The sequence below is a fragment of the Glycomyces sp. TRM65418 genome (assembly GCF_019710475.1).
In the GTDB taxonomy this organism is placed as follows: Bacteria; Actinomycetota; Actinomycetes; order Mycobacteriales; family Micromonosporaceae; genus Glycomyces.
In genome coordinates, this window is record NZ_JAJFAX010000004.1 from 163,558 (window position 1) to 187,631 (window position 24,074).

Annotated in this window: 20 protein-coding genes, 1 tRNA gene and 2 pseudogenes; 18 read left to right on the forward strand and 5 right to left on the reverse strand. The window is 70.5% G+C overall.

Translation table 11 applies throughout. The annotated features are described in order from the left end of the window. The first annotated feature begins 21 nt into the window (after positions 1-21). The 5 genes from K3N28_RS11085 (at position 22) to K3N28_RS11105 (ending at position 4,717) form a co-directional block, all read left to right on the forward strand. Complete coding sequence (locus tag K3N28_RS11085) at positions 22-1,995, forward strand: hypothetical protein (RefSeq protein WP_228092595.1); 1,974 nt, start codon at positions 22-24, stop codon at positions 1,993-1,995. 354 nt (positions 1,996-2,349) lie between these two features. Continuing rightward, positions 2,350-2,910 (forward strand): AAA family ATPase, encoded by a 561-nt coding sequence (locus K3N28_RS11090; protein ID WP_228092596.1) that lies wholly within the window; start codon positions 2,350-2,352, stop codon positions 2,908-2,910. Positions 2,911-3,096: 186 nt separating this feature from the next. Further along, a tRNA-Thr gene (locus K3N28_RS11095) sits at positions 3,097-3,172 on the forward strand. 431 nt (positions 3,173-3,603) lie between these two features. Continuing rightward, positions 3,604-4,041, forward strand: coding sequence for a VOC family protein (locus tag K3N28_RS11100; protein WP_228092597.1), 438 nt, complete (start codon positions 3,604-3,606; stop codon positions 4,039-4,041). Positions 4,042-4,150: 109 nt separating this feature from the next. Beyond that, on the forward strand, positions 4,151-4,717 hold the full coding sequence (locus K3N28_RS11105; RefSeq protein WP_228092598.1) for a dihydrofolate reductase family protein: 567 nt from the start codon (positions 4,151-4,153) through the stop codon (positions 4,715-4,717). A gap of 81 nt (positions 4,718-4,798) precedes the next feature. On the opposite strand, the gene K3N28_RS23345 is transcribed toward K3N28_RS11105, so the two are convergent. Next, the gene (locus K3N28_RS23345; protein ID WP_304608715.1) at positions 4,799-6,505 is read right to left on the reverse strand and encodes an N-6 DNA methylase; all 1,707 of its coding nucleotides are present in this window, start codon (positions 6,503-6,505) and stop codon (positions 4,799-4,801) included. Positions 6,506-6,634: 129 nt separating this feature from the next. Between K3N28_RS23345 and K3N28_RS11115 the strand changes: the two genes are divergently transcribed. Both K3N28_RS11115 and K3N28_RS11120 read left to right on the forward strand, forming a co-directional pair. Beyond that, the gene (locus K3N28_RS11115; RefSeq protein ID WP_228092599.1) at positions 6,635-7,237 is read left to right on the forward strand and encodes a hypothetical protein; all 603 of its coding nucleotides are present in this window, start codon (positions 6,635-6,637) and stop codon (positions 7,235-7,237) included. A 314-nt stretch (positions 7,238-7,551) separates the two neighbouring features. Next, a complete protein-coding gene (locus K3N28_RS11120) occupies positions 7,552-8,280 on the forward strand; it encodes a hypothetical protein (RefSeq protein ID WP_228092600.1) in 729 nt (242 codons plus the stop codon). A 196-nt stretch (positions 8,281-8,476) separates the two neighbouring features. On the opposite strand, the gene K3N28_RS11125 is transcribed toward K3N28_RS11120, so the two are convergent. Both K3N28_RS11125 and K3N28_RS11130 read right to left on the reverse strand, forming a co-directional pair. Beyond that, positions 8,477-9,184, reverse strand: coding sequence for a helix-hairpin-helix domain-containing protein (locus tag K3N28_RS11125; protein WP_228092601.1), 708 nt, complete (start codon positions 9,182-9,184; stop codon positions 8,477-8,479). Next, positions 9,181-10,614, reverse strand: coding sequence for a serine/threonine-protein kinase (locus tag K3N28_RS11130; RefSeq protein WP_228092602.1), 1,434 nt, complete (start codon positions 10,612-10,614; stop codon positions 9,181-9,183). Before K3N28_RS11130 ends, K3N28_RS11125 begins: the two co-directional genes overlap by 4 nt. Before the next feature lie 438 nt (positions 10,615-11,052). On the opposite strand from K3N28_RS11130, the gene K3N28_RS11135 reads away from it, so the two are divergent. The 4 genes from K3N28_RS11135 (at position 11,053) to K3N28_RS11150 (ending at position 15,841) form a co-directional block, all read left to right on the forward strand. Further along, entirely contained in the window at positions 11,053-11,673 is a 621-nt protein-coding gene (locus K3N28_RS11135; RefSeq protein ID WP_255640271.1) for a DUF4272 domain-containing protein, read from the forward strand. 36 nt (positions 11,674-11,709) lie between these two features. Then, a complete protein-coding gene (locus K3N28_RS11140) occupies positions 11,710-12,861 on the forward strand; it encodes an adenosine deaminase (protein ID WP_228092604.1) in 1,152 nt (383 codons plus the stop codon). Positions 12,862-12,875: 14 nt separating this feature from the next. Further along, a complete protein-coding gene (locus K3N28_RS11145) occupies positions 12,876-14,114 on the forward strand; it encodes an amidohydrolase family protein (protein WP_228092605.1) in 1,239 nt (412 codons plus the stop codon). A gap of 1,088 nt (positions 14,115-15,202) precedes the next feature. Next, positions 15,203-15,841, forward strand: a complete 639-nt coding sequence (locus K3N28_RS11150) for a class I SAM-dependent methyltransferase (protein WP_228092606.1) — start codon at positions 15,203-15,205, stop codon at positions 15,839-15,841. A 286-nt stretch (positions 15,842-16,127) separates the two neighbouring features. Here the strand turns inward: K3N28_RS11150 and K3N28_RS11155 are convergent, their stop codons facing one another. Beyond that, positions 16,128-16,988 (reverse strand): dioxygenase, encoded by an 861-nt coding sequence (locus tag K3N28_RS11155; RefSeq protein ID WP_228092607.1) that lies wholly within the window; start codon positions 16,986-16,988, stop codon positions 16,128-16,130. Positions 16,989-17,067: 79 nt separating this feature from the next. Between K3N28_RS11155 and K3N28_RS11160 the strand changes: the two genes are divergently transcribed. After that, the gene (locus K3N28_RS11160; protein ID WP_228092608.1) at positions 17,068-17,526 is read left to right on the forward strand and encodes a MarR family winged helix-turn-helix transcriptional regulator; all 459 of its coding nucleotides are present in this window, start codon (positions 17,068-17,070) and stop codon (positions 17,524-17,526) included. A gap of 122 nt (positions 17,527-17,648) precedes the next feature. On the opposite strand, the gene wrbA is transcribed toward K3N28_RS11160, so the two are convergent. After that, positions 17,649-18,281, reverse strand: a complete 633-nt coding sequence (wrbA, locus tag K3N28_RS11165) for an NAD(P)H:quinone oxidoreductase (RefSeq protein ID WP_228092609.1) — start codon at positions 18,279-18,281, stop codon at positions 17,649-17,651. 448 nt (positions 18,282-18,729) lie between these two features. Here wrbA and K3N28_RS11170 point away from each other — a divergent pair. The 6 genes and pseudogenes from K3N28_RS11170 to nuoE all read left to right on the forward strand — a co-directional run. Further along, positions 18,730-20,001: pseudogene (locus K3N28_RS11170) on the forward strand (geranylgeranyl reductase family protein); the annotation flags it as partial. A gap of 244 nt (positions 20,002-20,245) precedes the next feature. Then, positions 20,246-20,605: an NADH-quinone oxidoreductase subunit A gene (locus K3N28_RS11175; protein ID WP_228092611.1), complete on the forward strand. Its 360-nt coding sequence runs from the start codon at positions 20,246-20,248 to the stop codon at positions 20,603-20,605. Between the two features lie 9 nt (positions 20,606-20,614). Beyond that, positions 20,615-21,250: an NADH-quinone oxidoreductase subunit B family protein gene (locus K3N28_RS11180; RefSeq protein ID WP_308062138.1), complete on the forward strand. Its 636-nt coding sequence runs from the start codon at positions 20,615-20,617 to the stop codon at positions 21,248-21,250. Next, positions 21,247-21,945: an NADH-quinone oxidoreductase subunit C gene (locus K3N28_RS11185; protein ID WP_228092612.1), complete on the forward strand. Its 699-nt coding sequence runs from the start codon at positions 21,247-21,249 to the stop codon at positions 21,943-21,945. Before K3N28_RS11180 ends, K3N28_RS11185 begins: the two co-directional genes overlap by 4 nt. A gap of 67 nt (positions 21,946-22,012) precedes the next feature. After that, on the forward strand, positions 22,013-23,347 hold the full coding sequence (locus K3N28_RS11190) for an NADH-quinone oxidoreductase subunit D (RefSeq protein ID WP_228092613.1): 1,335 nt from the start codon (positions 22,013-22,015) through the stop codon (positions 23,345-23,347). Next, positions 23,344-24,021: pseudogene (gene nuoE / locus K3N28_RS11195) on the forward strand (NADH-quinone oxidoreductase subunit NuoE); the annotation flags it as partial. The gene K3N28_RS11190 and the pseudogene nuoE, both read left to right, overlap by 4 nt. Positions 24,022-24,074: the final 53 nt, after the last annotated feature.

Sequence of the window (24,074 nt, forward strand, 5' to 3'; positions counted from 1 at the left end):
ACCTCCCCCAAGGGAATCAGCATGCGACAACCCAGACTCATCGGAGCGTCGGCGGCGGCGGCCGTGCTCGCCGGCTCCGTGATCGCGGGCGGCACCGCCGCGCTCGCCGAAACCCCGAGCGCCGACCCGGCCGGGACGCCACCCGCCCCGACCGCCGTCACCCTCCCCACGGGCGACCGCGTCACCGTGATGCCGAACGGCGCCACCGCGATCGACCCCGCCCCGGGCCGCGAGGACACCACCTTCATCACTCCGACGTCGCCGAGCGGCGACATCGTGGTCGTCCCGACCGACCGGGTCGCGGCCATCGAAGCCGGCGACGAGGACCCGCGGCGCTACAACGTCTCCGAGCTGCTCGACGCCGGCCAGACCGACGCCGCGAGCGCCACCGAGTCCGAACTGGACGACCGCGAGTACGTCGGGCTCGTCCCCGACACCTCGTCCGGGGCCGAGGCGACCGCCGAAGACGACCTCCAGAAGCTCTACGTCACCCTCCGCGACCGCGACGGCGAGGCCCCCGACGGCTCCTGGATGCTCTGGGCCGCCCGCGACGGCTCCGATTTCGGCAGCATCCCGATCGAGGAGAACGGCGAAGGCGGGACCGTGCTGCCGCCCGGCGACTACGTCATCGTCTCCGGCTTCTGGTCCGACGCCACCGAGACCGAACGCGGCCGGATCATCATGGGCATGACCCCGGTGACCATCGAGGACACCTTCTACGACCTCGTCCTCGACGGCGGCGAGGCCCAGCCGGTGAGCGTCGACGTGGAGCAGGAGGACGCCCGGTTCCTCAACGCCGCCATGGTGCTCGACGCTCGGCACGCCGAAGCGAACCTCGGCTACGGCAATTACCTCGGCCCGCAGGACGACGCCTTCCTGCTGCCCGAGCCCGACCTGCCCGAGTTCGACCTCGGCTTCATCTACCAGCCGGTCCTCGCGAGCCCCGAAGGCGCCGAGGACCCGTACGTCTACAACCTCGCCTTCCACGAGGTCGGCGGCTTCCCGGACGACACCGCCTTCAGCGTCGACGACGACGACCTCGCGACCGTGCAGACGGACTACGGTGACCTCGGCGTCGCCTACGACGGCCAGACCTGCGACTACGGCGACTACACCGAACGCCAGATCGGCATGGGCTTCTGCCGCCTCATCGACACGGCCGTGCCCTCGCAGCGGACCATGTACTACACCGCCGACCCCGGGACCGTCTGGGACAACCAGTTCGTGGCCGGGGAACGCGACGAATACGGCGACCTCGTCAACGGCTTCGTCGCCAACTACGAGCGGGTCTTCGAACCGGGCGCGACCGAGCGGGTCATGCCGCGCGGCGGCCTCTCCTCCGGTGTCCCCGCCGCCTACCGCGTCGGCGAGGACGGCGTGAACTATTTCGGCGCCGAGACCATGCCGGTGGGAGGCGGCAACGACGAGGAGCTGTTCCTCGTGGGCGCCAAGGGCACCGCGACGCTCAGCCGCGACGGCGAGACCATCGCCGCCGCCGAGGGACTCGACTTCTACTGGGAGACCCTGTTCGCCGAGATGCCCGAGGGCGACGCCGGGCGCTACACCCTGACCGCCGACGTCACGCAGTCCTCGCCCGCCTCGGTCTTCGGCACCGACGCCACGGCCACGTGGGAGTTCGACTCGGCCCCGGCCGAGGACGGCGAGTTCGACGACATCGCGCTCCCGGTCGTGCAGCTCACCGCCGACGACATCGAAGGCGGCTACGGCGAACGCGGCGCGTGCCAGGAGATCACCCTGGACCTGCGGTCCTATGAGTACGGTCCGGTCGTCCACGCCGTGGACATGGCCTTCGAGATCTCCTACAACGACGGCAGGACCTGGAAGAAGATCGGCCTCGACCGCGACGGCGACAGCGCCACGGCCGAGATCGACCACCCGCGTTCGGCCCGATGGGTCTCGGTCCGCATGACCGCGACCGACGACGCCGGCACCGAAGTCGTGCACACCACCATCCGCGCCTACGGGCTCAAATAGGCCGGACCGCGGCCCGGCATCCCCGTGGCGGGCCGCGGTCCCCGAACGGCAAGGGGGCCCGGCCGCTCAGCGGCCGGGCCCCCGGTCTGAGGCGGCGAAGCGGCCGTGCGGATGCGCGGACTGGCGCACCGACGTCGACGCCTCCTTCGAGGGCGACTTGGAGCAGTGCTTCCCCGCCGGTCGCCGTCCCAGCGAATGGTCCGAGACCATGACCCCCGAGCCGTGTCGCAGTCGGTGCGTTCGCGTATCCGGCGGTCGCCGCTCGGGACCGCGAGCCCGAGGCTCGATCGGCGGCCGGTTCAGCCGGTGTGCAAGGCCGCTGCAGAATGAGCAGAACACCGCTGGAGGTTCCCGATGCGCATCGACCGTGCCGTACGTCCTCAGATCATCGCGTTCGCCGGTTTGCCCGGCGCGGGCAAGTCGACCCTGGCGGAGGCGCTGGCGCGAGTCTCGCGAACCCCGGTGTTCGCCAGCGACTGGCTGATGGGGGCGCTCAAGCCGTACCACGTGTTCAAGGGCATGGACGAGGCGACTTACGACGCGCTCTGCCACGGTTTGGTCGAGTCGCTGGTCACGCGGCAGTTGCTGGTGGACCAGTCGGCGATCACCGACTGCGTCCTCGATGACGGAACCGCCGAGCGCTGGGGGCGGCTCGCCGCTGAGCACGACGCCGAATTGCGCGTCGTCGAGTGCGTATGCAGTGACGTCGACCTGCACCGGCGGCGGGTCGAGGGACGGAAACGGAACATCCCCAACTGGCATGAGGTCGATTGGGCGCACGTGGAGCGCATGCGCGGTGAGTTTCCGCCGCTGACGGTCGAGCGACTGACGGTCGATGCCGTCGAGTCGATCGAGGTCAACCTCGGCAAGGTCCGCGACTACCTGGCGGCGCCCTCAGCGGTGCGACAAGGCTGATGCGTGCGCCTCGCTCCTTCCGCCTGCGGCAGAGGGAATGCGCAGCTGGACGCCTCGCCCGTCCAGGCCACCGCCACTTCGGAAACCTCGGCCCTCGGCACGCGCGCGGTGGCAGTCGCGCACCCGCGTCACGTGCCTTCAGATCGGCTAGAATCGTCTCGTCGCGCCGGGATACGGCGCTGACCGGCCGCTGTAGCTTTAACGGTAGAGCAACTGTCTTGTAAACAGTAGGTTGCGGGTTCGAATCCTGTCAGCGGCTCCAACGGCAAGACGCCCGGCCGACGGCCGGGCGTTCGCCACTGCCGGATCAGGGCGTCGCCCTCCTCAGGGCTTTCCCGCCCCTCGTGGCCGGAAGCGCGGTTTCGTTGGAGGCGCTCCGTCTCGGCGGCATCCGTGTGAGGGCCACGACCGAGTGAATGAGGCAACCGGTCCATCGCTTGCGACCGGCTCGTCCTCGGCTGAACGCGACACTGCCGGGACTCGACCGGGATTCCGCGCTGTCCTCCATCCGCTCGGTTCCACTGGCTGAGCCAGATCGGCGCATGGTCAGTGGTTCTCGGGCTCGAGCCCGACCACGATCCTTGATTCAGTGTCCTGCGTCACATTCAACGGGAGCATGTCGAGAAGTACCGGCCGACTCCGTCCCTCGGGTGAAGGGTCGCGAAGGCGCGGTCCAAGACTCAGGAGGCGATCATGACGGTCATCCGGATGGACCACGTCGGCATCGTGGTCGAGGATCTCGCGGCCGCCATCGCGTTCTTCGTCGAGCTCGGCCTGGAACTGGAAGGCCGGGCCACGGTCGAAGGCGCGTGGGTGGACCAGATCGTCGGGCTGGAGGGCGTCAAATCGGACATCGCGATGCTCCGGACCCCCGACGGTCACGGACGGGTCGAGCTGTCGACGTTCGAGCGGCCGGTGGCCGCCGGCCCTGCGCCGTGGGCTCCGGCGAACGTTCCGGGCATTCCTCGCCTCACGTTCTTCGTCGACTCGGTGGACGGCGCCGTCGACCGCCTGCGCCCCCACGGCGCCGAGATCGAGGGGCAGGTGGCGCAGTACGAGGACCGCTACCGGTACTGCTACGTCCGCGGCCCCGCCGGCGTCATCATCGGCCTCTGCGAGGAGCTTCGCTGAAGCGGGCGAACCGAGTCGGGCGATGGCCACGGCACGACGCCTCGCCCGGCGGCCAGTGCCATCCAGTGATCGCGCCCGTCGAGGGCGCGCGAGACGACAGGAATCGAACATGCGCAAGCTCGTAGTCCAGCAGTGGGCCACCCTCGACAACATCGCCGCCGAAGAGGACGGCGGGCTCAGTTTCGTCTCAGGAGAGCCCTTCTCCGATACGACCGATCCCGAGTACAAGGCACGCATCATGGGGTTCATCGACTCGGTCGACACCATGATCCTGGGCGCGAACACCTACGCCCAGAGCAAGGACTACTGGCCGCACGCCGAAGAGCAGGGCGCGTACGGCGAGAAGCTCAACAACCTCGCCAAGTTCGTCGCCTCGTCGACGCTGGAAGACGCCCCGTGGGGCGATTTTCCCGCCGCGACCGTGACGCGCGACCCCGTCGCCACCGTCCGGGAACTCAAGGGGCAGAACGGCAAAGACCTCTGGCTGTGGGGGAGCCTCACGCTCATGCGTTCCCTCATGGACGCGGGCGTCGTCGACGTCGTCCAGATGCTGGTCTGCCCGGTGTCGCGCGGCAGGGGAAGGCGCGTCTTCGAAGACCGGCATGACCTGAAGCCGCTCGAGGCCGCCGCGTTCGGCAACGGCGTCGTGCTGCTGCGGTACGAGTTCCGGAAATAGGCGGATCGACCGCTCCTGCGACGATCCGGACGCCGGCGGGGCCGCTCGTTCTCGAGCCTCGTCCGACGCCCGCTCGCTGCGTCAGTCCTCCACCGTCACTGCGCCGGAGACCAGGCCGGCCGCTGCTTCAGCCGCCAGCGTCCCGGCCTGTTCGCCCGCTTCCGCCAGCGCTCCGCGCAGCGCTTCCAAGCTCGCGAAGGCCGTGCCCCTCCGCTGCTGCTCCGCGAGCGGGAGCCTCGGGAGCTTCACCGACAGGAGGCGCCGCTTGGCGCCCGTGGCGGTCCGCTTCGTCGCCGTCGGGAGCCGGGCCGCCAGTACCGCCGCCATCCAGCCGAGGTCCAAGGTCGGTTCGCAGGTCACCGTCCACTGCGTCTCGGTGGCGTCCTCTCGTCGCCCGATCCGCACGGGCGGTGCGCCGACCGGGTCGACGATGACGCACTCGGCGTCGCCGCCGGCCGTGGATTCGCCGCCCGGCGCGACGTTCAAGTGGCCGTCGCGTTCCAGTTCGCCCAGGCTCGTCTCCGGGGCCGACTCCTCCGTGCCGGTGCCGAAGCGCGGCACGGGCCGTCCGGCGAGTTCGGCCAGGCGGCCGCTCAGGCGGCCGACCGATTCGGCGAGGGTCGCGGCGTCGCCCGCCGCGCTCGCCAGGTAGACCGCGGGGGAGATGTCCACGTCTTCGTCCCACAGGCGCATGAGCGGGACCGTGGCCGAGTCCGCGGTGCCGACCGGGGCGTTCGGTGCCGCGGTGAAGGACCGCCAGGCCTCGGCGAATCCGTTCCCGTTGGACACCAGCAGCTGCGTCGTCTCGCCGCGCGGGGCGAGGACCCAGATGTGGGCCTTGGCCTCCGGGTGGTCGACGACGGCCCGCAGCGCGCCCCAGCGGAGGAGTTCCGAGCGGATGCGCCGGCCCGAGCGGCGGTGCGCCACCTGGGCGGGCATCCGCACGACCGCGTGGCCGCCCGGGGCGAGCAGGGCGACGCAGTGCAGGGCCCATGCCAGTTCGGGCTCGGTTCGCGGCGGGGTGCCGTAGGCGAGGCGCGGGTCGTCCCCGGCGGGGAGCCGGTCGTGGCCCCAGTCCTTGACGTTGAACGGCGGGTCGCACACCACCAGGTCGAACCGCTCGGCCGGGAGCGGGGTCAGCAGGGAGTCCCAGGCGCGCACCGTCACTTCGGCCCGCTCGTCGTGGAGCCGCAGGCGCTGCTCGGCGATGTCGGCGCGGGCCGCCGACAGGTCCCGGCCGCTGAGGACCCTGCAGTGGCCGGTCCGGCGCACGACCGCGGTGAGGAGGTCGCCTTCGTCGCATGCGGGGTCGTGCACGGCGGGCGCGGCGGTGTCCTCGGTGACGACGGCGGCGATGTCGGCCAGCGGCGCGATGCCCGGTGGGACGCCCGTCCCGGCGGCTTCGCGGGCACGCTCGATGAAGAACTCGAAGAGCTCGGCGGCCGGGATCTCCTGCTGGAGTTCCTTGAGCCGCCGGGCGGTCGCGCCGTCGCCTTGGAAGGCCGCGGCGACCGCGGCGAGTGCGGCTTCGGCGGTGGGCTCGGTTCCCTCGACCGCGAACCAGAGGCGGTCGGCGCCCGTCACGCGGAGGCGGCGGCCGTGGGCTTCAGCCCAGTGTTCGAGCTCGGCGAGCGCGAATCGGGGGCGGCGGGCGGTCGCGTCCACGGGATCGGGGAAGTCGGGTTCGCGGCGGCGCCAGTTGCTGACGGCGTTGCGTCCGACGCCCGCGAGGCGGGCGAGATCGGTCAGCGTGATGGTCGCGTCGGCACTGGCGTCACGGGTGGTCATGCGGCTCCCTGCTTCGGTTTGTCGCATCGTAGCCCACCCCGCGTTGCTGAGACTCCACACAGTCTATTATTCTCGTGAAGTGAGTTCACAAGACTCTGATTGTGAACACCACCCCACGGAAGGAAGATCATGACCATCGAACTCCCCGAGATCTCCAAGCGACTCCTCGCTGTCGGCGGCACCGCCCTCATCGGCCTGGCCGCCCTGTCCGCCTGCGGAGGCGAGGACTCCGGGACCGGGGACGCCTCGGCCGCAAGTGAGACCGAGGCCGAAGCGGTCGCCGAGGACGAAGCCGGCGGCGGCGACGGCACCAGCCCGGACTCCCCGCTCCCGGCCGGCTCGACCGTCGAGGTCACCGACTGGACCCTCACCGCGACCGGCACGCTCGACGCGACCGAGGAGATCCTGGCCTTCGACGAGTACAACGAGGCCCCCGCCGACGGGTTCCAGCAGGGCATCGTGACCCTGGAGGGCACCTACGACGGCGACGCGTCCGGATCGCTGTGGACCGACGCGTCGTTCGGGATCTGGGCCGACGGCACCTTCTACGACAGCCTCGACTGCATGAACACCGTCGAGAACGAGCTCATGGAGGTCGCCGAAGTCTCCGCCGGAAGCAGCGCGACCGGTTCGGCCTGCGTCGAGATCCCCAGGGGCGCCGAGTCCTACCTGATCTACATCGAGGACATCTGGGCACTCGACGGCACCCAGTACTTCATCGAGATCGGCTGAGGCCCACCGACCGGAGGACGCGGCGACCATTGGGCGGAACCCGCGTCCTCCTCACTCCAACTCCTTTGCCTCCCAAGGCGACCCGTGTTCCAACCGCTCCTCGCCCGGGGCTTCACCGAACTGCAACCATCGTGATCCTTGTCATGGGCACCGGTCCGACGTTTCACAGAAGGATGAATCCCCAGTTCAGACGCGTGTCGTGCCCGGCAGTGACGGCCCCTGGCGCGCCGGTGGTTGAACACCCCTCATAAGGTCGCGCTGAACTCATAGAGCACCGCCCCACCCGACAGACGGTGCCGTACCGAAAGCAGCACATGAACATCAGCACCGAGACCTTCGGCCCCATCCGCCGCGCCCTCGCCGTGGGCGGCCTCGCCCTCACCGGCACCCTGGCCCTCACCGGCTGCGGCATCCTCGACCAGGCCTCCTCCACTGACTCGGCGAGTGAGGTCAGCGAAGAGCAGTTCGACGCCGTCGCCGACGCCGCCGCGGGCGACTGCCTGCCCGAAGAGATGCTCGGCGGCGACAACTCGACCTTCGCGGTCGACTGTGAAGACCCGACCGCGTTCTGGACCATCACCGCGATCGAGGCCGACCCGGCCGTCACCGCCAACGCCTCCGGCACGGTCGACGACCCGGCGGGCGTCTACGAGCTGTGCGGTGAGACCGTCGCTGCGCAGATCCCCGGTTCCCCCTGGACCGACTGGAACATGATCTACGACCCAACCACGCTCACCGTGGACTACCTGTTCTGCGTCGAGGCCATCGGGGTTCCGACCGCCGCCGGCACCACTCCGGTCGTCCCCGCCGCCGGTGAGTGCTACAACTCCATGTCGGTGAGCTCCGAACTCCACTTCGGCACGCTCCCGTGCGACTCCGCCGATGTCGACTCCGTCGTCGTGGACGCGATCGCCGTCGACCAGGCCGACTGGGCCACGGCCGACGCCGAGGCCATCGCGGCCGAGTGCAGCGGCGAGTGGGTGTACTACCAGCCGGTCATGGACCAGTTCGGCCGTACCACCGCGGTGTACTGCACCGAGTAGCAGCCGCCGGGCCGCGGCCCATACGAGCGTGCGGTCAAGGCGCGTAGGAGCTCGCGACAGGGCTGTCGCCCGTGATCGCCCGAGTCTCATAGCGCTTTGCGGCCCTGCGACCGGGCTGCGGTCCCTCCGAGCGTGCGCTCGCAGTGTTCGAGAACAGGCCCCGGAGCATTGCTCCGGGGCCTTCGCCTTGCGCTCTTCAGGGAATGAAGACGCAGTACTCGCGCAGGTGGTGCTCGAAGGAGGGGCTGATCTCGATCACGAGCATCACTTCGCCGAGGCTGCCGAAGGGGCCGGAGCGTTCGACCCGGTCCTGGATCTGCCTGGCGCTGCGCTCGGTCACGCCCGGCAGCGAGGTGAGGACGTGCAGGGGCGCGTGGTTGAGGTCGACGAGACCGCCGTCGTCGTACTGGCGCGGCAGGTCGGGGCGGCCGATGCCGAGGCGCTTGGCGAGCATCGGATCCGCCGCGGCGGTGCGGCGGGCCTGCTCGCGCAGGTGCCGGGCCCGGTCCACGACCTCCATGTTCGACAACCGCGCGACGGGCACGTGGTGCTGTGCGGGGGCGGCCCAGACCGCGGACCGGATCAGCAGGAGGTGCGCGGTCGAGACGACCGAGGTGACGCCGATGGCGATGTAGAACAGCACGTCCGCCCACAGCGGCGGGTACTGCCCGTAGACGCCGATGACGCCGCAGCCGGCGAGCATGAGCGCCGAGTGGGCCACCAGACCGACCAGCGTCCAGGTGCTGCGGCGGCGGGCGAGGGCGGTGGCGAACGCGATCGGCGCGCCGAACCCGCACGTGAGCAGCGGCAGCACGGCCCACAGGTAGGTGCCGATCACGGCGAGCCGGCGGTTGCGCGGTCTCGTGGCAGGAGCGGGCGGGGCGTAGGGACCGAGGGCGGTCATCGAGGCGGACTCCCGGGCGAGGTCGGGCGGGGCGCCGGCCACGCCGGGCCTGCCTGGGGCGGCACGGACCAGGCTCGAAGCAGCCGTTCGGCTTCGATGGTATCGGCATCGGCGGGACCGAGCGCCGCGGCCATCTCGTGGACCACGGTGGACAGCTCGTGGTGCGCCTCGGCCCCGCGGCCCAGCGTCGCGAGCAGCTCCGCGGCCACGCGCCGCGACCGGAGCGTCGAGCGCGCCCGCTCGCCTTCGAGGCGCCGCTGCCGTTCGATGACGCTGGTGAGCCCCGCGAGCGCGCTCGAGGCGTTCCCCAGGGCCGCGAGGCATTGCGCCGCGCGCATCTGGCAGTGCAGCGCGAGGGCCGGGTCGGGGCTCTCGAAGTCCTTCGCCAGGGCGCGGAACGCGGTGAGCGCGCCGCTGTAGTCGCCGGCGCCGAAGGCCCGGTCGGCCGCGGCGATGCGGTCGGCGGCCCGGTCGGGCTGCGGCGGGGCGGTCACGGCCCGGTCGGCGACCCGCGCGGGCGCGAGCGGGGCGCGGAACGGCCAGGTCGGGTCGCCGCAGTCGTGCGCGGGTGCACCGGATGCCGGAGTCGCGGCGAGCATCCGCGCGAGGTCGAGGTGGACCGCGGCGGCGTCGGAGCCGCGTTCGGCGGGGTCCTTCGACAGCAGCCGCGAGACGAGGCCGTCCAGTTCGGACGGCAGGTCCGGCCGGTGGCGGCGCACGGGTTCGGGCAGTTCCCTCAGGTGCGCGGTCTGGACCTCGTAGGCCGAGCCCCGGTCGGCGAAGAGCCGCTCGCCGGTGGCCATCTCGTACAGGAGCGCCCCCAGGGCGTAGAGGTCGGCGGCGGGCCCGGCGGGCTGCGCGCGGATCTGCTCGGGGGCCATGTAGTTGAGGGTGCCGGGCTTGTCGCCGGTGGCGGTGAGTCGCGAGGCGTCGGGTTCCAGGACCGCGGCGATGCCGAAGTCGACGACGTGGACGAGGCCTTCGGGGCCGACGATGACGTTGGCGGGCTTGAGGTCGCGGTGGACGACCTGCTTCTCGTGGGCGGCGGTGAGGACCGAGGCGAGCTGCGCCCCGATGGCGAGCGTCCAGTCCGCGGGGAGCGCGCCGGCCTCGTCGAGGAGGTCGCGCAGGTCGAGCCCGGGCAGGTACGCCATGACGAGGAACAGCTCGCCGGTGGCCTCGTCGAGTCCGGCGTCGAAGATCGCGGGCACGCCGGGGTGCCGGATCTGGGCGGTGACGCGGGCTTCGCGGCGGAACCGGGCGGCGGCCTCGTGCTGCTGGGGTCCGTCCAGGAGGTCGGGTCTGACGACCTTGACGGCGACCTCGCGTTCGAGATGGAGGTCGACGCCCTGCCAGACCCGGCCCATGCCGCCCGCGCCGACGGGCCGCTCGAGGCGGTAGCGGCCGCCGAAGACCTGGGGATCGCTCACGCCTACAAGCATGCCCGGCGGGCGTTCGGACGCCGTGGCCGGACCCTCGGGGAGGAGAGGGTCCGGCCACGGCGCCGGGTCGGTCGCGCCGCGACCCCATCGATGGAATACGCCGCGGGGCGGCCCTCGGGTTGCTTCGTCGCGCGAAAAATCCGCGGCATCGGCGGCGTTGCGCCGGAGCGGGTTACCGGTGGGTTCGGTTCGTCCCTCGGGGCACTTGCGACTCACGCGCGTCCGCAGTGAATCTCCTGCGTAACCCCTGTTTCCGCGCCGAAGGATTTCCGCCTCCCGCGTTGACTCGGACATGTGTCTGACGCTACAGTTCTTCACAAATACCCTTCCGAGTGAACGCGCACTCACCCCTCAGGTGAACCCCAAGTGGTAGGGAGCCATATGCCAACGGTGATCTCAGACCCGCGAAGCGTTCGACTGCGCACAGTGGACGGGCTCAGTGCCCTCGGCATCCCCGCGCCCCCCGCCCAGTTCCCGCTGCCGTTCCCCGACGGCCGGCTCCCGCGACTGCGCCCGCGCGGCCACATCGAGGCCCGCGCCGCGATCCTCAACATCGTCCAGGCCCGCGTCTTCGACATGCCCGAGGAGCTGGCGATGCGCTGGCTCCTCGACGCGCACGTGCTCGACCACCTCGCGCCCGACGAGTGGGGCTTCATCGCCTGCGGCCGCGGCGATCGCACCCGCTACGCCGACCAGCTCGAGAGCCTCTACACCGTCGCCTGGCTGCTCGGCCTCGTCGACCACCTCGATCCCGCCGTGCCGTGCGACGAGGAGCTCCCCGAACTCCTGCCCGACCTGCGTCGGCCCGAGTCCTTCGGGGCCTGGCGCGACCGCCAGCTCACGCCGACCCGCGACCCCGCGGTCGTCGCCGAGATGCTCGACCTCTACTACTGCCTCGACTGGGTGTGCGACCAGGCCCGGCGCGCCGGGCAGGTCCTGCCGCGCGGCGTCGACGACAACCTGGTGTGGCACCGGCGCTGGGCGCTGGAATGGGCCGTCGTCTTCGCCGAGGAGCGGCCCGTCCACTGGGACGAGGTGCGGCTGTGAGGCAGGCTCCCGAATCCCGCTGACTATATTCATGGGATGAATTCGAACTCTGTTTCGCAGCAAGGGTCGGCTCCGCAGCAACCACCGTCCACGACGCCGGCGCTGTCGCGCGACGTGATCCGCACGGCCCCCAAGGCCGTGCTCCACGAGCACCTCGACGGCGGCCTGCGCCCCCAGACCCTCATCGAGATCGCCGACGAGATCGGCCACACCCTCCCCGCCACCGAGCCCGAGGCCCTCGCCGACTGGTTCTTCGAGGCCGCCGACTCGGGCACCCTCGAGCGCTACCTCGAGACCTTCGCGCACACCGTCGCCGTCATGCAGCGCCCCGACGACTGCTTCCGCATCGCCTCCGAAGCCGCCCAGGACCTCGCGAGCGACGGCGTCGTCTACGCCGAACTGCGCTACGCCCCCGAGCAGCAGCTCCTCGGCGGCATGAGCCTCGAAGAGGTCGTCGAGGCCACCCTCGCCGGATTCGAGGAGGGCCAGCGCCTCGCCGAGCAGGCCGGCAACCCCATCACCGTCCGCACCCTCCTGTGCGGGATGCGCCACGCCGACCGCACCCTGGAGATCGCCGCGCTCGCGATCGCCTTCCGCGACAAGGGCGTCGTCGGCTTCGACATCGCCGGCGGCGAGATCGGCAACCCCGCCGAACGCCACATCGAGGCCTTCGACCTCCTGCGCCGCGCCTCGATGCCGTTCACCGTCCACGCCGGCGAGTCCATGGGCCCGGAGTCGATCCACGGCGCGGTCGCGATCTGCGGCGCCGACCGGATCGGGCACGGCGTCCAGCTCATCAAGGACATCGACCTCACCGGCGACGAGCCGAAGCTCTCCCCCCTGGCGCACTACATCCGCGACCGGCGCATCGCCCTGGAGATCTGCCCGTCCTCCAACCTCCAGACCGAGGGCGCCGAATCCATTGAGACGCATCCGATCAAGGCGCTGTACGACCTCGGCTTCCGCGTCACCGTCAACAACGACAACCGGCTCATGAGCCGCACCCACACCTCCCGGGAGTTCGAACTGCTCTCCGAGACGTTCGGCTGGGGCTGGCCCGAGATCAAGCGGTGCACCGAGAACGCCATGAAGGCCTCGTTCCTGCACCACCCCGAGCGCCGCCGCATCCTCGAAGAGGTCATCCGACCCGCGTACGCGGCGCTGGAGGCATCCGCTCAGCGACCCTGAGTAAGCTCGGCGGCATGCACGTTTACACCGCCCCTGTCGTCGTCCCCGTCGCGGGCGAACCGATCCACGAGGGCGCGGTCGGGGTCGACGACGGGCGGATCGCCTACGTCGGCCCCGCCGCCGACGCCCCCGAGGCCGAAGCGACCACCGCCTTCGACGGCGTCCTCACTCCCGGGCTCGTCAACGCCCACACCCACTTGTGCTACACCGCGTTCGCCGACATGTACGGCAACGAGAAGGAGTTCTTCGAGTGGATCCAGGACTTCGCGCGCCGCAATCCCGAGACCGCTGACGACGCCTGGAAGGCCTCGGTGCAGCTCGGCATCGACGAGTCGATCGCCCACGGCGTCACCGCCGTGGCCGACATCGTCACGCCCGCGGCCGGCTTCGAGCCGCTCTTCGCCTCCGACCTCGCCGGGGTCGCCTACTGGGAGGCGTGCTTCATCGACGACGCCGCCTGGGAGGTCCGACGCAGCGCCTGGCGCGAGGTGGTCACCGACAGCCGCGCCGTCAACCACTCCGACGTCGCCGTCGGCATCAGCCCCCACACGCTCTACACGCTCGGCACCAACGTCGCCAAGAGCCTCGCCGAACTCGCGCGCACCCTCGACATCCGCCTCCACCCGCACCTGGCCGAGACCCTCCACGAGGACATGTTCGTCCGCCGCGGCTCCGGCCCCTTCGCGTTCATGAACCGCCGCGGCGGCCTCGACCTCGAACTCGCCGACGGCGGCGCCGGGCACTCCCCGGCCGCCCAGATGGAGAAGGTCGGCTGGCTCGGCGCCGACTCCCATGTGGCCCATGGCGTCCACATCGACAAGGCCGACCGCGAGATCCTGCGCAACCTCGGCACCGCCGTGGCCCTGTGCGCCCGCTCCAACGTCCGCCTCGAATCCGGGGAGGCGCCCGTCGCGGCCCTGCGCGCCGAAGGCAACGCCGTCGCGATCGGCACCGACTCGCGCGCCTCCAGTCCCGACCTCGACGTGGCCGCCGAGTGGCCCGTGCTCCGCAAACTCGCGCTCGCCCAGGGCGACAGCGGTGAAGGCCTCAACGAATGGCTCGTGCGTGCGGCCACCGAAGGGGGCGCCAAGGCCCTCGGCCGCGAGGACATCGGGGCGCTCGCCGTGGGCAACCGCGCCGACTTCGCGGTCTTCGACGTCGACACCGACGGCGACCCGTACGCGGCCCTCGTCAACGGCGCCGCCGGCAACTGCACGGCCACGGTCCTCAAGGGCAAGCTCATCGAACGGTAGGAAGACGACAGGGCCCGGCGAGGCGAGCCCGAAGCCGTGAGGTCGCTTCGCCGGACCTGCGGCCGTGGTCGATAACGCTTCGATTTCGGCGCTTGCCGATCGGCCTCGGCGTCCGCAATGCTGAATGAGGCCGCCGTGGCGACGCTCGCGAGACGCGAGTGAACAGTGGGGCGACGCTTGCGAGACGCGAGCGCGCCGAGTGACGACGGCGGTCCGAGAGACCTCATTCATCGGAGAGGCCGAGCCTCTCTGTGTATCCCCTGGAGAAGGCGGGGCGTGCGGTGACCGCGCGCCCCGCCGCCGCATTCGCGGAAGCGATGCTCGCGTTCGCCGCACAGGGACGCCGGTGCCAAGGCACAGGGACGCTCGGGTTCGAAGCGAGCGGCCGCCCGCCTCGAAGGCGCAGGGCGCTCGCGTTCAAAACAGGGGGACGCCGCGGCCAAAGCAAAGAGGCGCCCGCGTCCAAGCCTCCCGGACGGCTCCGTCCGGGACACGGGCGCACCCCGGGGCGGAACACAGGGACGCCCCCGTCTAAAAACCCCGGAACCAGCGGTTTTCCGACCTTCGTGACGACCGCGCAGCGCGCTGTGACAACCGGCACGCCCTTGTTATCGGTAGGGTTACGCGTGATAACGGTTCGGTTTCATAGATCGACATCACAGCCTTCATGCGGCACTGTGGTGCTGTAGCGCAGGCCGCACTCGGGGGATCTCTCAGCGTCATCTCAGCCGAGGGCGAGGCGGCCCGGCGAACGGTTCGACCCATTCTCGAACGACGGACGACAAGGAGGCGCCGATGCACCGCTCATCCGAGCACACCGCGTCTCCCGCAGCGCTCCAAGCGCTCGCGTCGGCACCCCGGGTCGTGTCCCAAGCCTTCACACCGGGCGAGCGAGCGGCCGAATCCTGCTCCCTCAAGGCCGCTCGCGTCGCGTTACCCCGCGCGCGCCCGATATAACCCCTTGATCCGCCGGGGCCCACACCGACAGGGCTCCGGCGGATTTTCCGTTCGCGGTGTGCGAGGCTGTCCAGGTGATCGAGGCGAACGAAGCGAGTACACCGCGTAAAGAACCAGGTCGGATCGCGGCGATGTTCGACCGGGTCGCGCCCGGCTACGACCGCACCAACACCGTGATGGTCGCCGGCCAGGACAAGCGCTGGCGCCGGGCCGTGCGCGAGGCGCTGAGCCTCCAGCCGGGCGAGCGCTGCCTCGACCTGGGCGCGGGCACCGGCGTGTCCACCGTCGAGCTCGCCAAGTCCGGCGCCGACGTCATCGGCGTCGACTTCTCCCTCGGCATGCTCAAGCACCACCGGGACCGCCAGGTGCCGCTCGTGAACGCCGACGCGCTGCACCTGCCGTTCGCCGACGACACCTTCAACGCCGTGACCGGCTCCTTCTTCATCCGCAACGTCGTCGACCTCGACGCCTGCCTCACCGAGATCCGGCGCGTCCTCGCGCCCGGCGGGCGCATGGTGCTGTGCGAGGTCTCGCAGCCGGTCTGGAAGCCCTACCGCAAGGCCCACGGCGTCTTCGTCAAGCACGTGCTCCCGAAGGTCGCCTCCCGCGTCGCCTCGGATCCGGAGGCGTACCGGTACCTGGCGGACTCGACGATGGCCTGGCCCGACCAGGCCGCGTTCGCCGACCGCATCGTCAAGGCCGGCTTCCGCAAGGTCGCCTGGCGCAACCTCGCCGGCGGCGCGGTCGCCATGCACCGCGGCTTCAAATAGGCCGGCAGGCCCGGCCCGGCAGACGGCGCCCGCGCGGGGTCGCACACGGCCTGCGCTGATGCTGCTTTTCGGGCCTGCGCGTCGGGGCTGCTTACCGAGTCTGCGTGTGAGGCTTGGGGACAGCGCCTGCGCGTCGAGCCCGCCTACCGAGCCTGCGCGCCGGGCATGGGGAGGGCGATGCGCCGCCCGCACCGCAAGGCGGGCGCGGCGCGGGCGGCACTCGCGGGCGGAGATGACGATCACCGGCCCGCGTCAGTGGGCCCGCCCCGTGGTCGGGCCCGATGGCTCAGTCGAGTTGGAACGAGCGCTTCGCGAGGCCGAACCAGAACCCGTCGATGACCGTGGTGGCCGCCTGTTCCCGCTCGCTCGCCGCGCCGTAGGTCACGAACAGCGGGAGGTAGTGGTCGACCGTCGGGTGCGCGTACGGCATCCCCGGCGCCCGCGTGCGGTAGCGCGCGAGCTCCTCGACGTCGCCGCGCGCCAAGGCCTCCGCGGCCCACGCGTCGAAGTCGGCCGACCAGGCCGGAATCGCCTCGGGGCGGCGGAAGTCCACGAACGGCAGCCCATGCGTCATGAAGCCTGAGCCGACGACGAGGTAGCCCTCCTCGCGCAGCGGCCGCAGCCGCCGACCGATCTCCAGGAGCCGGTCGGGCTCGTGCGTCGGGATCGACATCTGGAGCACCGGCACGTCCGCGTCCGGGTACATGACCTTGAGCGGCACCCACGCGCCGTGGTCGAGTCCGCGGCTCGCGTGCTGATGCAGCGGCTCGGAATCCGGCATGGCCGCGGCCACCCGCCGGGCCATCGCGCTCGCGTCGGGCGTCGCGTACCGCATCCGGAAATACCGCTCGGGGAAGCCCCCGAAGTCGTAGACGAGCGGGGTTCCGGCCGCCGGGCTGGAGAGCGTGAGCGGCGCGGCCTCCCAATGGGCCGAGACGATGAGGACGCCCTTGGGTCGCGGCATGGCCTGCGCCCAGTCGAAGAGCCGGCCCATCCACTCGGCCTCGTCGAACAGCGGCGGCGCGCCGTGGCTGAGGTAGAGCGCCGGCAGCGCGCCGTCCTCGGGCGTCCAGTCGCGGCGCTCGGCCGCGCGGGGCGCGGTGGTCTCGAGAAAGGCGTCGAACGCGGCGCCGGGACTGCCGGGCATGAGCACTCCAAAAATTGAAACTTCAACTAACCTAGCGCAGGATTATTGACGCATCAACTAGTCAAGTTAAGCTTGGCGCATGAGTGATGCAGCGCCCTGGCTCGACGACGAGGAGATGACGACCTGGCTGGCGTTCGTCCGCGTGGTCATGCGGCTCCCGAACGCCCTCGACGGGCAGGTGCGGCAGGACGCCGGCATCAGCTACTTCGAGTACAGCGTCCTCGTGGTCCTCGAGCACGCCGAGGACCAGACGATGCGCATGAGCGACCTCGCGTTCCTCTGCAACGGCTCGCTCTCGCGGCTCTCGCACGTGGCCCGTCGCCTGGAGGACGGGGGCCTCATCCGGCGGTTCTCATGCCCCACCGACGGCCGGTCGACCCTCGCCGCCCTCACCGACGGCGGACGCGAACTCCTCGCCAAGGCCGCCCCCGGACACGTGAGGCTCGTGCGCGCGTTGGTGTTCGACGACCTCACCCGCGACGAGATGCGCCAGCTCGGCGAGCTGTCCGAGCGCATCCTCGCCCGCATCCAGGCTTGAATCAGGCCCGTTCAGTCCTGTGGACCGCCGGCCGCACGGCCGCTTCGACCGACGCGGAAGCGCCCGCCCGCACCCTCGATGCCGTTGAGGAGTCCGGGCGGGCGCTTCGGTCGCGATGCCGGTCAGGCGTCGGCGGCCGCGATGGCCGCGCGGCCGGCCTTGAGGTCGGCGGCGGTCTTGACGACGCGCTCGGCCTGCGCGGTGGCGGCGGCCAGCGTGACGTCGTCGGCCGGCTCGGAGCCGTAGTGCGCGACACCGTACGGCGAGGCGTTCGCGAACAGGGCCTCGTTGGTGTAACCGGGGGCGACGATGATGCCGCCGAAGTGGTGGAAGGAGTTGTACAGCGCCAGGATGGTGGACTCGTTGCCGCCGTGCTTGCCGGAGGTGGCCGCGAAGCCCGAGTACACCTTGTCGGCGAGCTTGCCCTGGAACCAGAGGCCGCCGAGGGTGTCGATGAACTGCTTCATCTGCGAGGCGATGTTGCCGAAGCGGGTGGGGGAGCCGACCAGCACCGCGTCGGCCCAGTCGACGTCGTCCGGGGTGGCCTCGGGGATGTCGGCGGAGGCCTGCACGTTGGCGGCCCAGGCCGGGTTCGAGTCGATCGCGGCCTGCGGTGCCAGTTCCGCGACGCGGCGCAGGCGCACTTCGGCGCCGGCCTTCTCCGCGGACGCGGCGAGCTGACGAGCCAGGGCGGTGACGTTGCCGGTCGCCGAGTAGAAGATGACGGAGACCTTGACGGGCTCGACTGCGGACATGTTCCTACCTCTTCCAAGAGAACGGTCTAAGTAGTTCAGATTTGAATTACCCCTCGACCATAGCGGGGTGCGCTCGAAAGTTCAAATTTGAACCATGTGGCGATTGCCACGTTGACCTGTCGTCCGCCGTCCCTTATGAGGGCCGGCGGGGCGCTGCGCGGGCCTGTTACGAGAGTGTTTCTTGTTGTCGTGGGGTACGAGGGTCGGCGACTGTCGGCTTTCTCACGCTCGGCCATCACGCCCCGCAAGGCCCTCCCGGCGCTCCCGCCACTCTGGCTCAAGCACGTGTGTATGCATCGTGACCTCGATTAATGATGACTTAGGCGGACCTAAGTGACATGGCGTGAATAGCCGAGTTCTAGACTTGGCAGCAAACGCTTGTGAAGAGCTTCACAAGCAGGTTGATCGTTAAAAGGATCACCACCCCCGTTCGCCTGAGAGGACGCCCGTGACCACTCACGCAACCCCGGACGCCGACGTCATCGTCGTCGGCGCCGGACCCGGTGGTTCCGCTGCGGCCTACCACCTCGCCTCCCGGGGCCTCGACGTCCTGCTCCTGGAGAAGACCCACTTCCCACGCGAGAAGGTCTGCGGCGACGGCCTCACGCCCCGGTCCGTCGCGCAGCTGCTCAAGATGGGCGTGGACACCTCCGAGTCCGCCGGATGGATCCGCAACAAGGGCCTGCGCGTCGTCGCCGACGACATCGCCATCGAACTCGACTGGCCCGCGCTCGAGCACTTCCCCGACTACGGGCTGACGCGCACCCGCGCCGACTTCGACCAGATCCTCGCCGACCGCGCCGTCGCCGCCGGGGCCTCGCTCCAGACCGGCGTCAAGGTCGCCGCGCCGATCTTCGACCTCGCCGGGCGCGTCTGCGGCGTGACCGCCACGCGCGACGGCGAGCAGGTCGCCTACCGGGCCCCGCTGGTCATCGCCGCCGACGGCGTCTCCGGGCGCCTCGCGCTGGCCTTGGGCCTCAAGCGGGACGAGAGCCGCCCCATGGGCGTCGCGGTCCGCCAGTACTACAAGTCCCCGGCCAAGCACGACGACGACTACCTCGAATCGTGGCTCGCCCTGCGGACCGCGGCCGAGCCGGACGTCCTCCAGCCGGGCTACGGGTGGATCTTCGGCCTCGGCGACGGCCGCGTCAACGTCGGCCTCGGCGTCCTCAACTCCTCGGCCGGCTATCAGAAGACCGACTACCGCGGGCTCCTCCGCGACTGGCTCGCCAACACCCCCGAGGAATGGGGCCTGACCGACGAGGCCAACGCCGACGGACCCGTCCGCGGGGCCGCGCTTCCCATGGGCTTCAACCGGACCCCGCACTACAGCCGGGGCCTCATGCTCGTCGGCGACTCCGGCGGAATGGTCAACCCGTTCAACGGTGAGGGCATCGCCTACGCGATCGAGGCCGGGGAAGTTGCCGCCGACGTCGTGGCCGCGGCCCTGAAAGCCCGGTCGGTGCCGCGCCGTGAGGCGATCCTGCGCACGTACGCGGACCGGATGGACGAGCTCTGGGGCTCGTACTACCGCATGGGCGGCATCTTCGTGCACCTCATCGGCCGCCCCGCCGTCATGCGGCTGTGCACCGAGCACGGCCTGAAGCGCCCCGCGCTCATGCGCATCGTGCTGAAACTGCTGGCGAACCTCACCGACCAGCCCGGGCGGGACGCCGCCGACCGGATCGTCAACGGGATGCGGCTCGTCACTCCGGGACTGGGCCGGGCCGGCATCCGGCCCGCGATCTTCGCGGGCGCCGCCGACCGGGCCCAAGGCCGGTCCGCGAGTTCCGCGGATCGAGTCCGCGGCCGGCTCGAGAACCTCACGAGCGCTGCGAACCGGGTCCGAGGCCGGCTCGAGAACCCCGCAAGCGCCGTGGACCAAGCCCGAGGTCAGCTCGAGAACACTGCCAACCGAGCCCGTGGTCGGCTCGAAAACCGTGCCGAAAGGAGGGTCTGAGCCGATGGAAGTCTACGTGCCCGTCGTGATCATGTTCGCGATAGGACTGGGGTTCGGCATCGTCTCGGTGGTCGCCTCGCGCATCACCGGCCCGCACCGCAGGAACCGCGCCAAGTACGACCCTTACGAATGCGGCATCGAGCCGGCCCCCTCGACCGCGGGGCCGACGAAGTTCCCGGTGAAGTTCTACCTCACCGCCATGCTGTTCATCGTCTTCGACATCGAGATCATCTTCCTCGTGCCGTGGGCGGTCCACCACGACGTGCTCGGGATCTTCGGGTTCTGGGCCGTCCTCATGTTCATCGCCGCGCTGTTCGTCGCCTACGCCTACGAATGGCGTCGCGGCGGACTGGACTGGGACTGAGGTTCCGATATGGGTGTAGAAGAGAAACTCCCGCAAGGCATCATCCTCACCACCGTCGAGGCCCTGATCAACTGGACGCGCAAGTCCTCCATGTGGCCCGCCACGTTCGGCCTCGCCTGCTGCGCCATCGAGATGATGGCCACCGGTGCCGCCCGCTACGACACCGGCCGCTTCGGCATGGAGGTCTTCCGGGCCTCCCCGCGCCAGGCCGACCTCATGATCGTCGCCGGACGCGTGAGCCAGAAGATGGCCCCGGTCCTGCGCCAGATCTACGACCAGATGCCCGAACCCAAGTGGGTCCTCTCGATGGGCGTGTGCGCCACCTCCGGCGGCATGTTCAACAACTACGCGATCGTGCAGGGCGTCGACCACGTCGTGCCCGTCGACATGTACCTCCCCGGCTGCCCGCCGCGACCGGAGATGCTCCTCGACGCGATCCTCAAGCTCCACGAGAAGGTCCAGCACGAGCCGCTGGGTGAGAAGCGCCGCCAGGCGCTCGCCGACGAGCCCGAGCCGCTGCTGAAGCCCGGGTCCATGCCGTCCTCCTACCGCTTCGACAAGCAGCGCAAGAAGGAATGGACCGAGGCGGTCAAGGACGGAACCGAAGAGCAGCTGCGCATCCGGAAGGCGGTGGCGAAACGATGAGCGACGAGGCCACGGGGACGGGCGAGGACCGTCCGGACGGCGTCCAGCCCGTCGGCATGCAGGTGCAGAAGGGGCTCTTCGGCGTCACCGACTCCGGCGACACCTCCGGCTTCGGCGGCCTCGTGCAGGCCACCCCGTTCGGCGCGGAGACGCCCTCCACGCCCGAGCCGCTCGGCGGCTACTTCGACGAGATCGTCGGCGCCCTGAGGGAACTGCTCGGCGACGACGTGACCCGCGCGGTCGTCGTCGACCGCGGCGAGCTCACCATCCACGTGGCCCCCGACCGGCTCGCCGAGGTCTGCCGGGCCTTGCGCGACGACGAGGGCCTCCGCTTCGAGCTCTGCAACTCGGTGTCCGGTGTGGACTACCCGGACCAGCGCAACCGCCTGCACGTGATCTACCACCTGACGTCGATGACCTACCGCAGGCGGGTGCGGCTCGAAACCGCCGTGGGCCTCGAGCACCCGGTCGTCCAGTCCGTCACCGCGGTCTACCCGACCGCCGACTGGCAGGAGCGGGAGACCTACGACATGTTCGGCGTCGTCTTCGAGGGCCACCCGCACCTCACCCGCATCCTCATGCCCGACGACTGGGAGGGCTTCCCCCAGCGGAAGGACTACCCGCTCGGCGGCATCGCGGTCGAGTACAAGGGCGCGCACATCCCGCCGCCGGACGAGCGGAGGGCCTACAAGTGACGACGAAACCGGCCGCCCCACGCGGCAAGCGGCACTGTCCGCCGCCAGACGAGAGGAGGGCCCGCAAGTGACCACCACCGAGAACTCCCAGGACGCCTACGCGGCGGAACGGGACACCACCGAAGGCCGCGTCTACACCGTCACCGGCGGCGACTGGGACGAGCTCGTCGCTTCGGTCGACCCGGTCAGCGAAGAGCGCCTCATCATCAACCTCGGCCCGCAGCACCCGTCCACGCACGGCGTGCTCCGGCTCGTCTGCGAGCTCGAAGGCGAGACCGTCCGCTCGGTGCGCCCCATCGTCGGCTACCTCCACACCGGCATCGAGAAGAACCTCGAATACCGGAACTGGACCCAGGGCACCACGTTCGTGACCCGCGCCGACTACCTCGCGCCGATCTTCAACGAGACCGCCTACTGCCTCGCCGTCGAGAAGCTCCTCGGCATCGAGGTCCCCCGGCGCGCCGACGTGATCCGCGTGATCATGATGGAGCTCAACCGCATCAGCTCCCACCTGGTCGCCCTCGCGACCACCGGCATGGAGCTGGGCGCGCTGTCGATGATGATCTACGGCTTCCGCGACCGCGAGAAGATCCTCGACATCTTCGAGGCCGTCTGCGGCCTGCGCATGAACATGGCCTACGTCCGCCCCGGCGGCGTCGCCCAGGACCTCCCGCACGACGGCGTGAAGATGATCCGCGAGTTCGTCGACTACATGCCGAAGGGCCTGGACGACTACGAGGGCCTCCTCACCGGCAACGCCATCTGGCAGGAGCGCACCCAGGGCGTCGGCTACCTCGACGTCTCCGGCTGCCTCGCCCTCGGCGTGACCGGCCCCGTGCTCCGCTCCGCGGGCCTGCCGTGGGACCTGCGCAAGACCATGCCGTACTGCGGCTACGAGGAGTACGACTTCGAGGTCCCGACCCACAACGGCGCCGACGCGTGGGCCCGCTACCTCATCCGCCTCGAGGAGATCCGCGAGAGCCTCAAGATCATCGCCCAGGGGCTCGACAAGCTCGAGCCCGGCCCGGTCATGGTCGAGGACAAGAAGATCGCCTGGCCCGCGCAGCTCGCCCTCGGCGGCGACGGCATGGGCAACAGCCTCAACCACATCCGGCACATCATGAGCCAGTCGATGGAGGCGCTGATCCACCACTTCAAGCTCGTCACCGAGGGCTTCCGGGTCCCGGCCGGGCAGGTGTACACCGCCATCGAGGCGCCGCGGGGCGAACTCGGCATCCACGCCGTCTCCGACGGCGGCACGAGGCCGTTCCGCATTCACATGCGCGAGCCCTCCTTCATCAACCTGCAGTCGATCCCCGCGCTCGCCGAAGGCGGCCTGCTCGCGGACGTCATCGCGGGCGGGGCCTCGCTCGACCCGGTCATGGGAGGTTGCGACAGGTGAACTACCCGGAGAAGATCCGCGAGCAGGCCGAGGCCATCCTCGTCCGCTACCCCGCGGGCCGCGAGCGCTCGGCGCTGCTGCCGCTGCTGCACCTCGTGCAGTCGCACGACGGCTGCATCTCGGACGACGGCATCGCGTTCTGCGCCGAGATCCTGAACATCACCAAGGCCCAGGTGCAGGCGGTCTCGACCTTCTACACCATGTACAAGCGCGAACCGGCCGGCGACTGGCTGGTCTCGGTGTGCACCAACACCCTGTGCCACGCCAAGGGCGGCCAGAAGGTCTTCGACGCGCTCAGCGACGAACTCGACGTCGGCCACGACGAGACCACGGCCGACGGCAAGATCACGCTGGAGCACGCCGAGTGCCTCGCCGCGTGCGACTACGCGCCCGTCGTCACCGTGAACTACGAGTTCTTCGACGACATGGACGAGCAGCGGGCCCTCGACCTCGTGCACGAGCTGAAGGAGGGCCGCCGCCCGGTCCCCAGCCGCGGGGCGCCGCTGTGCACGCTCCGCGAGATCTCGGTGCAGCTGGCCGGGTTCGAGGAGGAGCGCACCGCGGGGCTCGAAGGCAACGCCCAGGGCGACGCCACGCTCGCCGGTGCCCGCCTCGCCGCCGAGGCCGGGATCACCGCGCCGGCGTTCGACCCGGACGCGCCCCTGCTGGCCAAAGAACCCGAGGAAGCGAAGTGAGCGTAACCGTGCCCGGTCCCAGGCGGCCCCGC

Excerpts from the sequence above, each read along its gene's own strand:
- K3N28_RS11085 (WP_228092595.1), top strand. The coding sequence starts at position 22 with ATGCGACAACCCAGACTCATCGGAGCGTCGGCGGCGGCGGCCGTGCTC.
- K3N28_RS11090 (WP_228092596.1), top strand. The coding sequence starts at position 2,350 with ATGCGCATCGACCGTGCCGTACGTCCTCAGATCATCGCGTTCGCCGGT.
- K3N28_RS11100 (WP_228092597.1), top strand. The coding sequence starts at position 3,604 with ATGACGGTCATCCGGATGGACCACGTCGGCATCGTGGTCGAGGATCTC.
- K3N28_RS11105 (WP_228092598.1), top strand. The coding sequence starts at position 4,151 with ATGCGCAAGCTCGTAGTCCAGCAGTGGGCCACCCTCGACAACATCGCC.
- K3N28_RS23345 (WP_304608715.1), bottom strand. The coding sequence starts at position 6,505 with ATGACCACCCGTGACGCCAGTGCCGACGCGACCATCACGCTGACCGAT.
- K3N28_RS11115 (WP_228092599.1), top strand. The coding sequence starts at position 6,635 with ATGACCATCGAACTCCCCGAGATCTCCAAGCGACTCCTCGCTGTCGGC.
- K3N28_RS11120 (WP_228092600.1), top strand. The coding sequence starts at position 7,552 with ATGAACATCAGCACCGAGACCTTCGGCCCCATCCGCCGCGCCCTCGCC.
- K3N28_RS11125 (WP_228092601.1), bottom strand. The coding sequence starts at position 9,184 with ATGACCGCCCTCGGTCCCTACGCCCCGCCCGCTCCTGCCACGAGACCG.
- K3N28_RS11140 (WP_228092604.1), top strand. The coding sequence starts at position 11,710 with ATGAATTCGAACTCTGTTTCGCAGCAAGGGTCGGCTCCGCAGCAACCA.
- K3N28_RS11145 (WP_228092605.1), top strand. The coding sequence starts at position 12,876 with ATGCACGTTTACACCGCCCCTGTCGTCGTCCCCGTCGCGGGCGAACCG.
- K3N28_RS11150 (WP_228092606.1), top strand. The coding sequence starts at position 15,203 with ATGTTCGACCGGGTCGCGCCCGGCTACGACCGCACCAACACCGTGATG.
- K3N28_RS11155 (WP_228092607.1), bottom strand. The coding sequence starts at position 16,988 with ATGCCCGGCAGTCCCGGCGCCGCGTTCGACGCCTTTCTCGAGACCACC.
- K3N28_RS11160 (WP_228092608.1), top strand. The coding sequence starts at position 17,068 with ATGAGTGATGCAGCGCCCTGGCTCGACGACGAGGAGATGACGACCTGG.
- wrbA (WP_228092609.1), bottom strand. The coding sequence starts at position 18,281 with ATGTCCGCAGTCGAGCCCGTCAAGGTCTCCGTCATCTTCTACTCGGCG.
- K3N28_RS11175 (WP_228092611.1), top strand. The coding sequence starts at position 20,246 with ATGGAAGTCTACGTGCCCGTCGTGATCATGTTCGCGATAGGACTGGGG.
- K3N28_RS11180 (WP_308062138.1), top strand. The coding sequence starts at position 20,615 with ATGGGTGTAGAAGAGAAACTCCCGCAAGGCATCATCCTCACCACCGTC.
- K3N28_RS11185 (WP_228092612.1), top strand. The coding sequence starts at position 21,247 with ATGAGCGACGAGGCCACGGGGACGGGCGAGGACCGTCCGGACGGCGTC.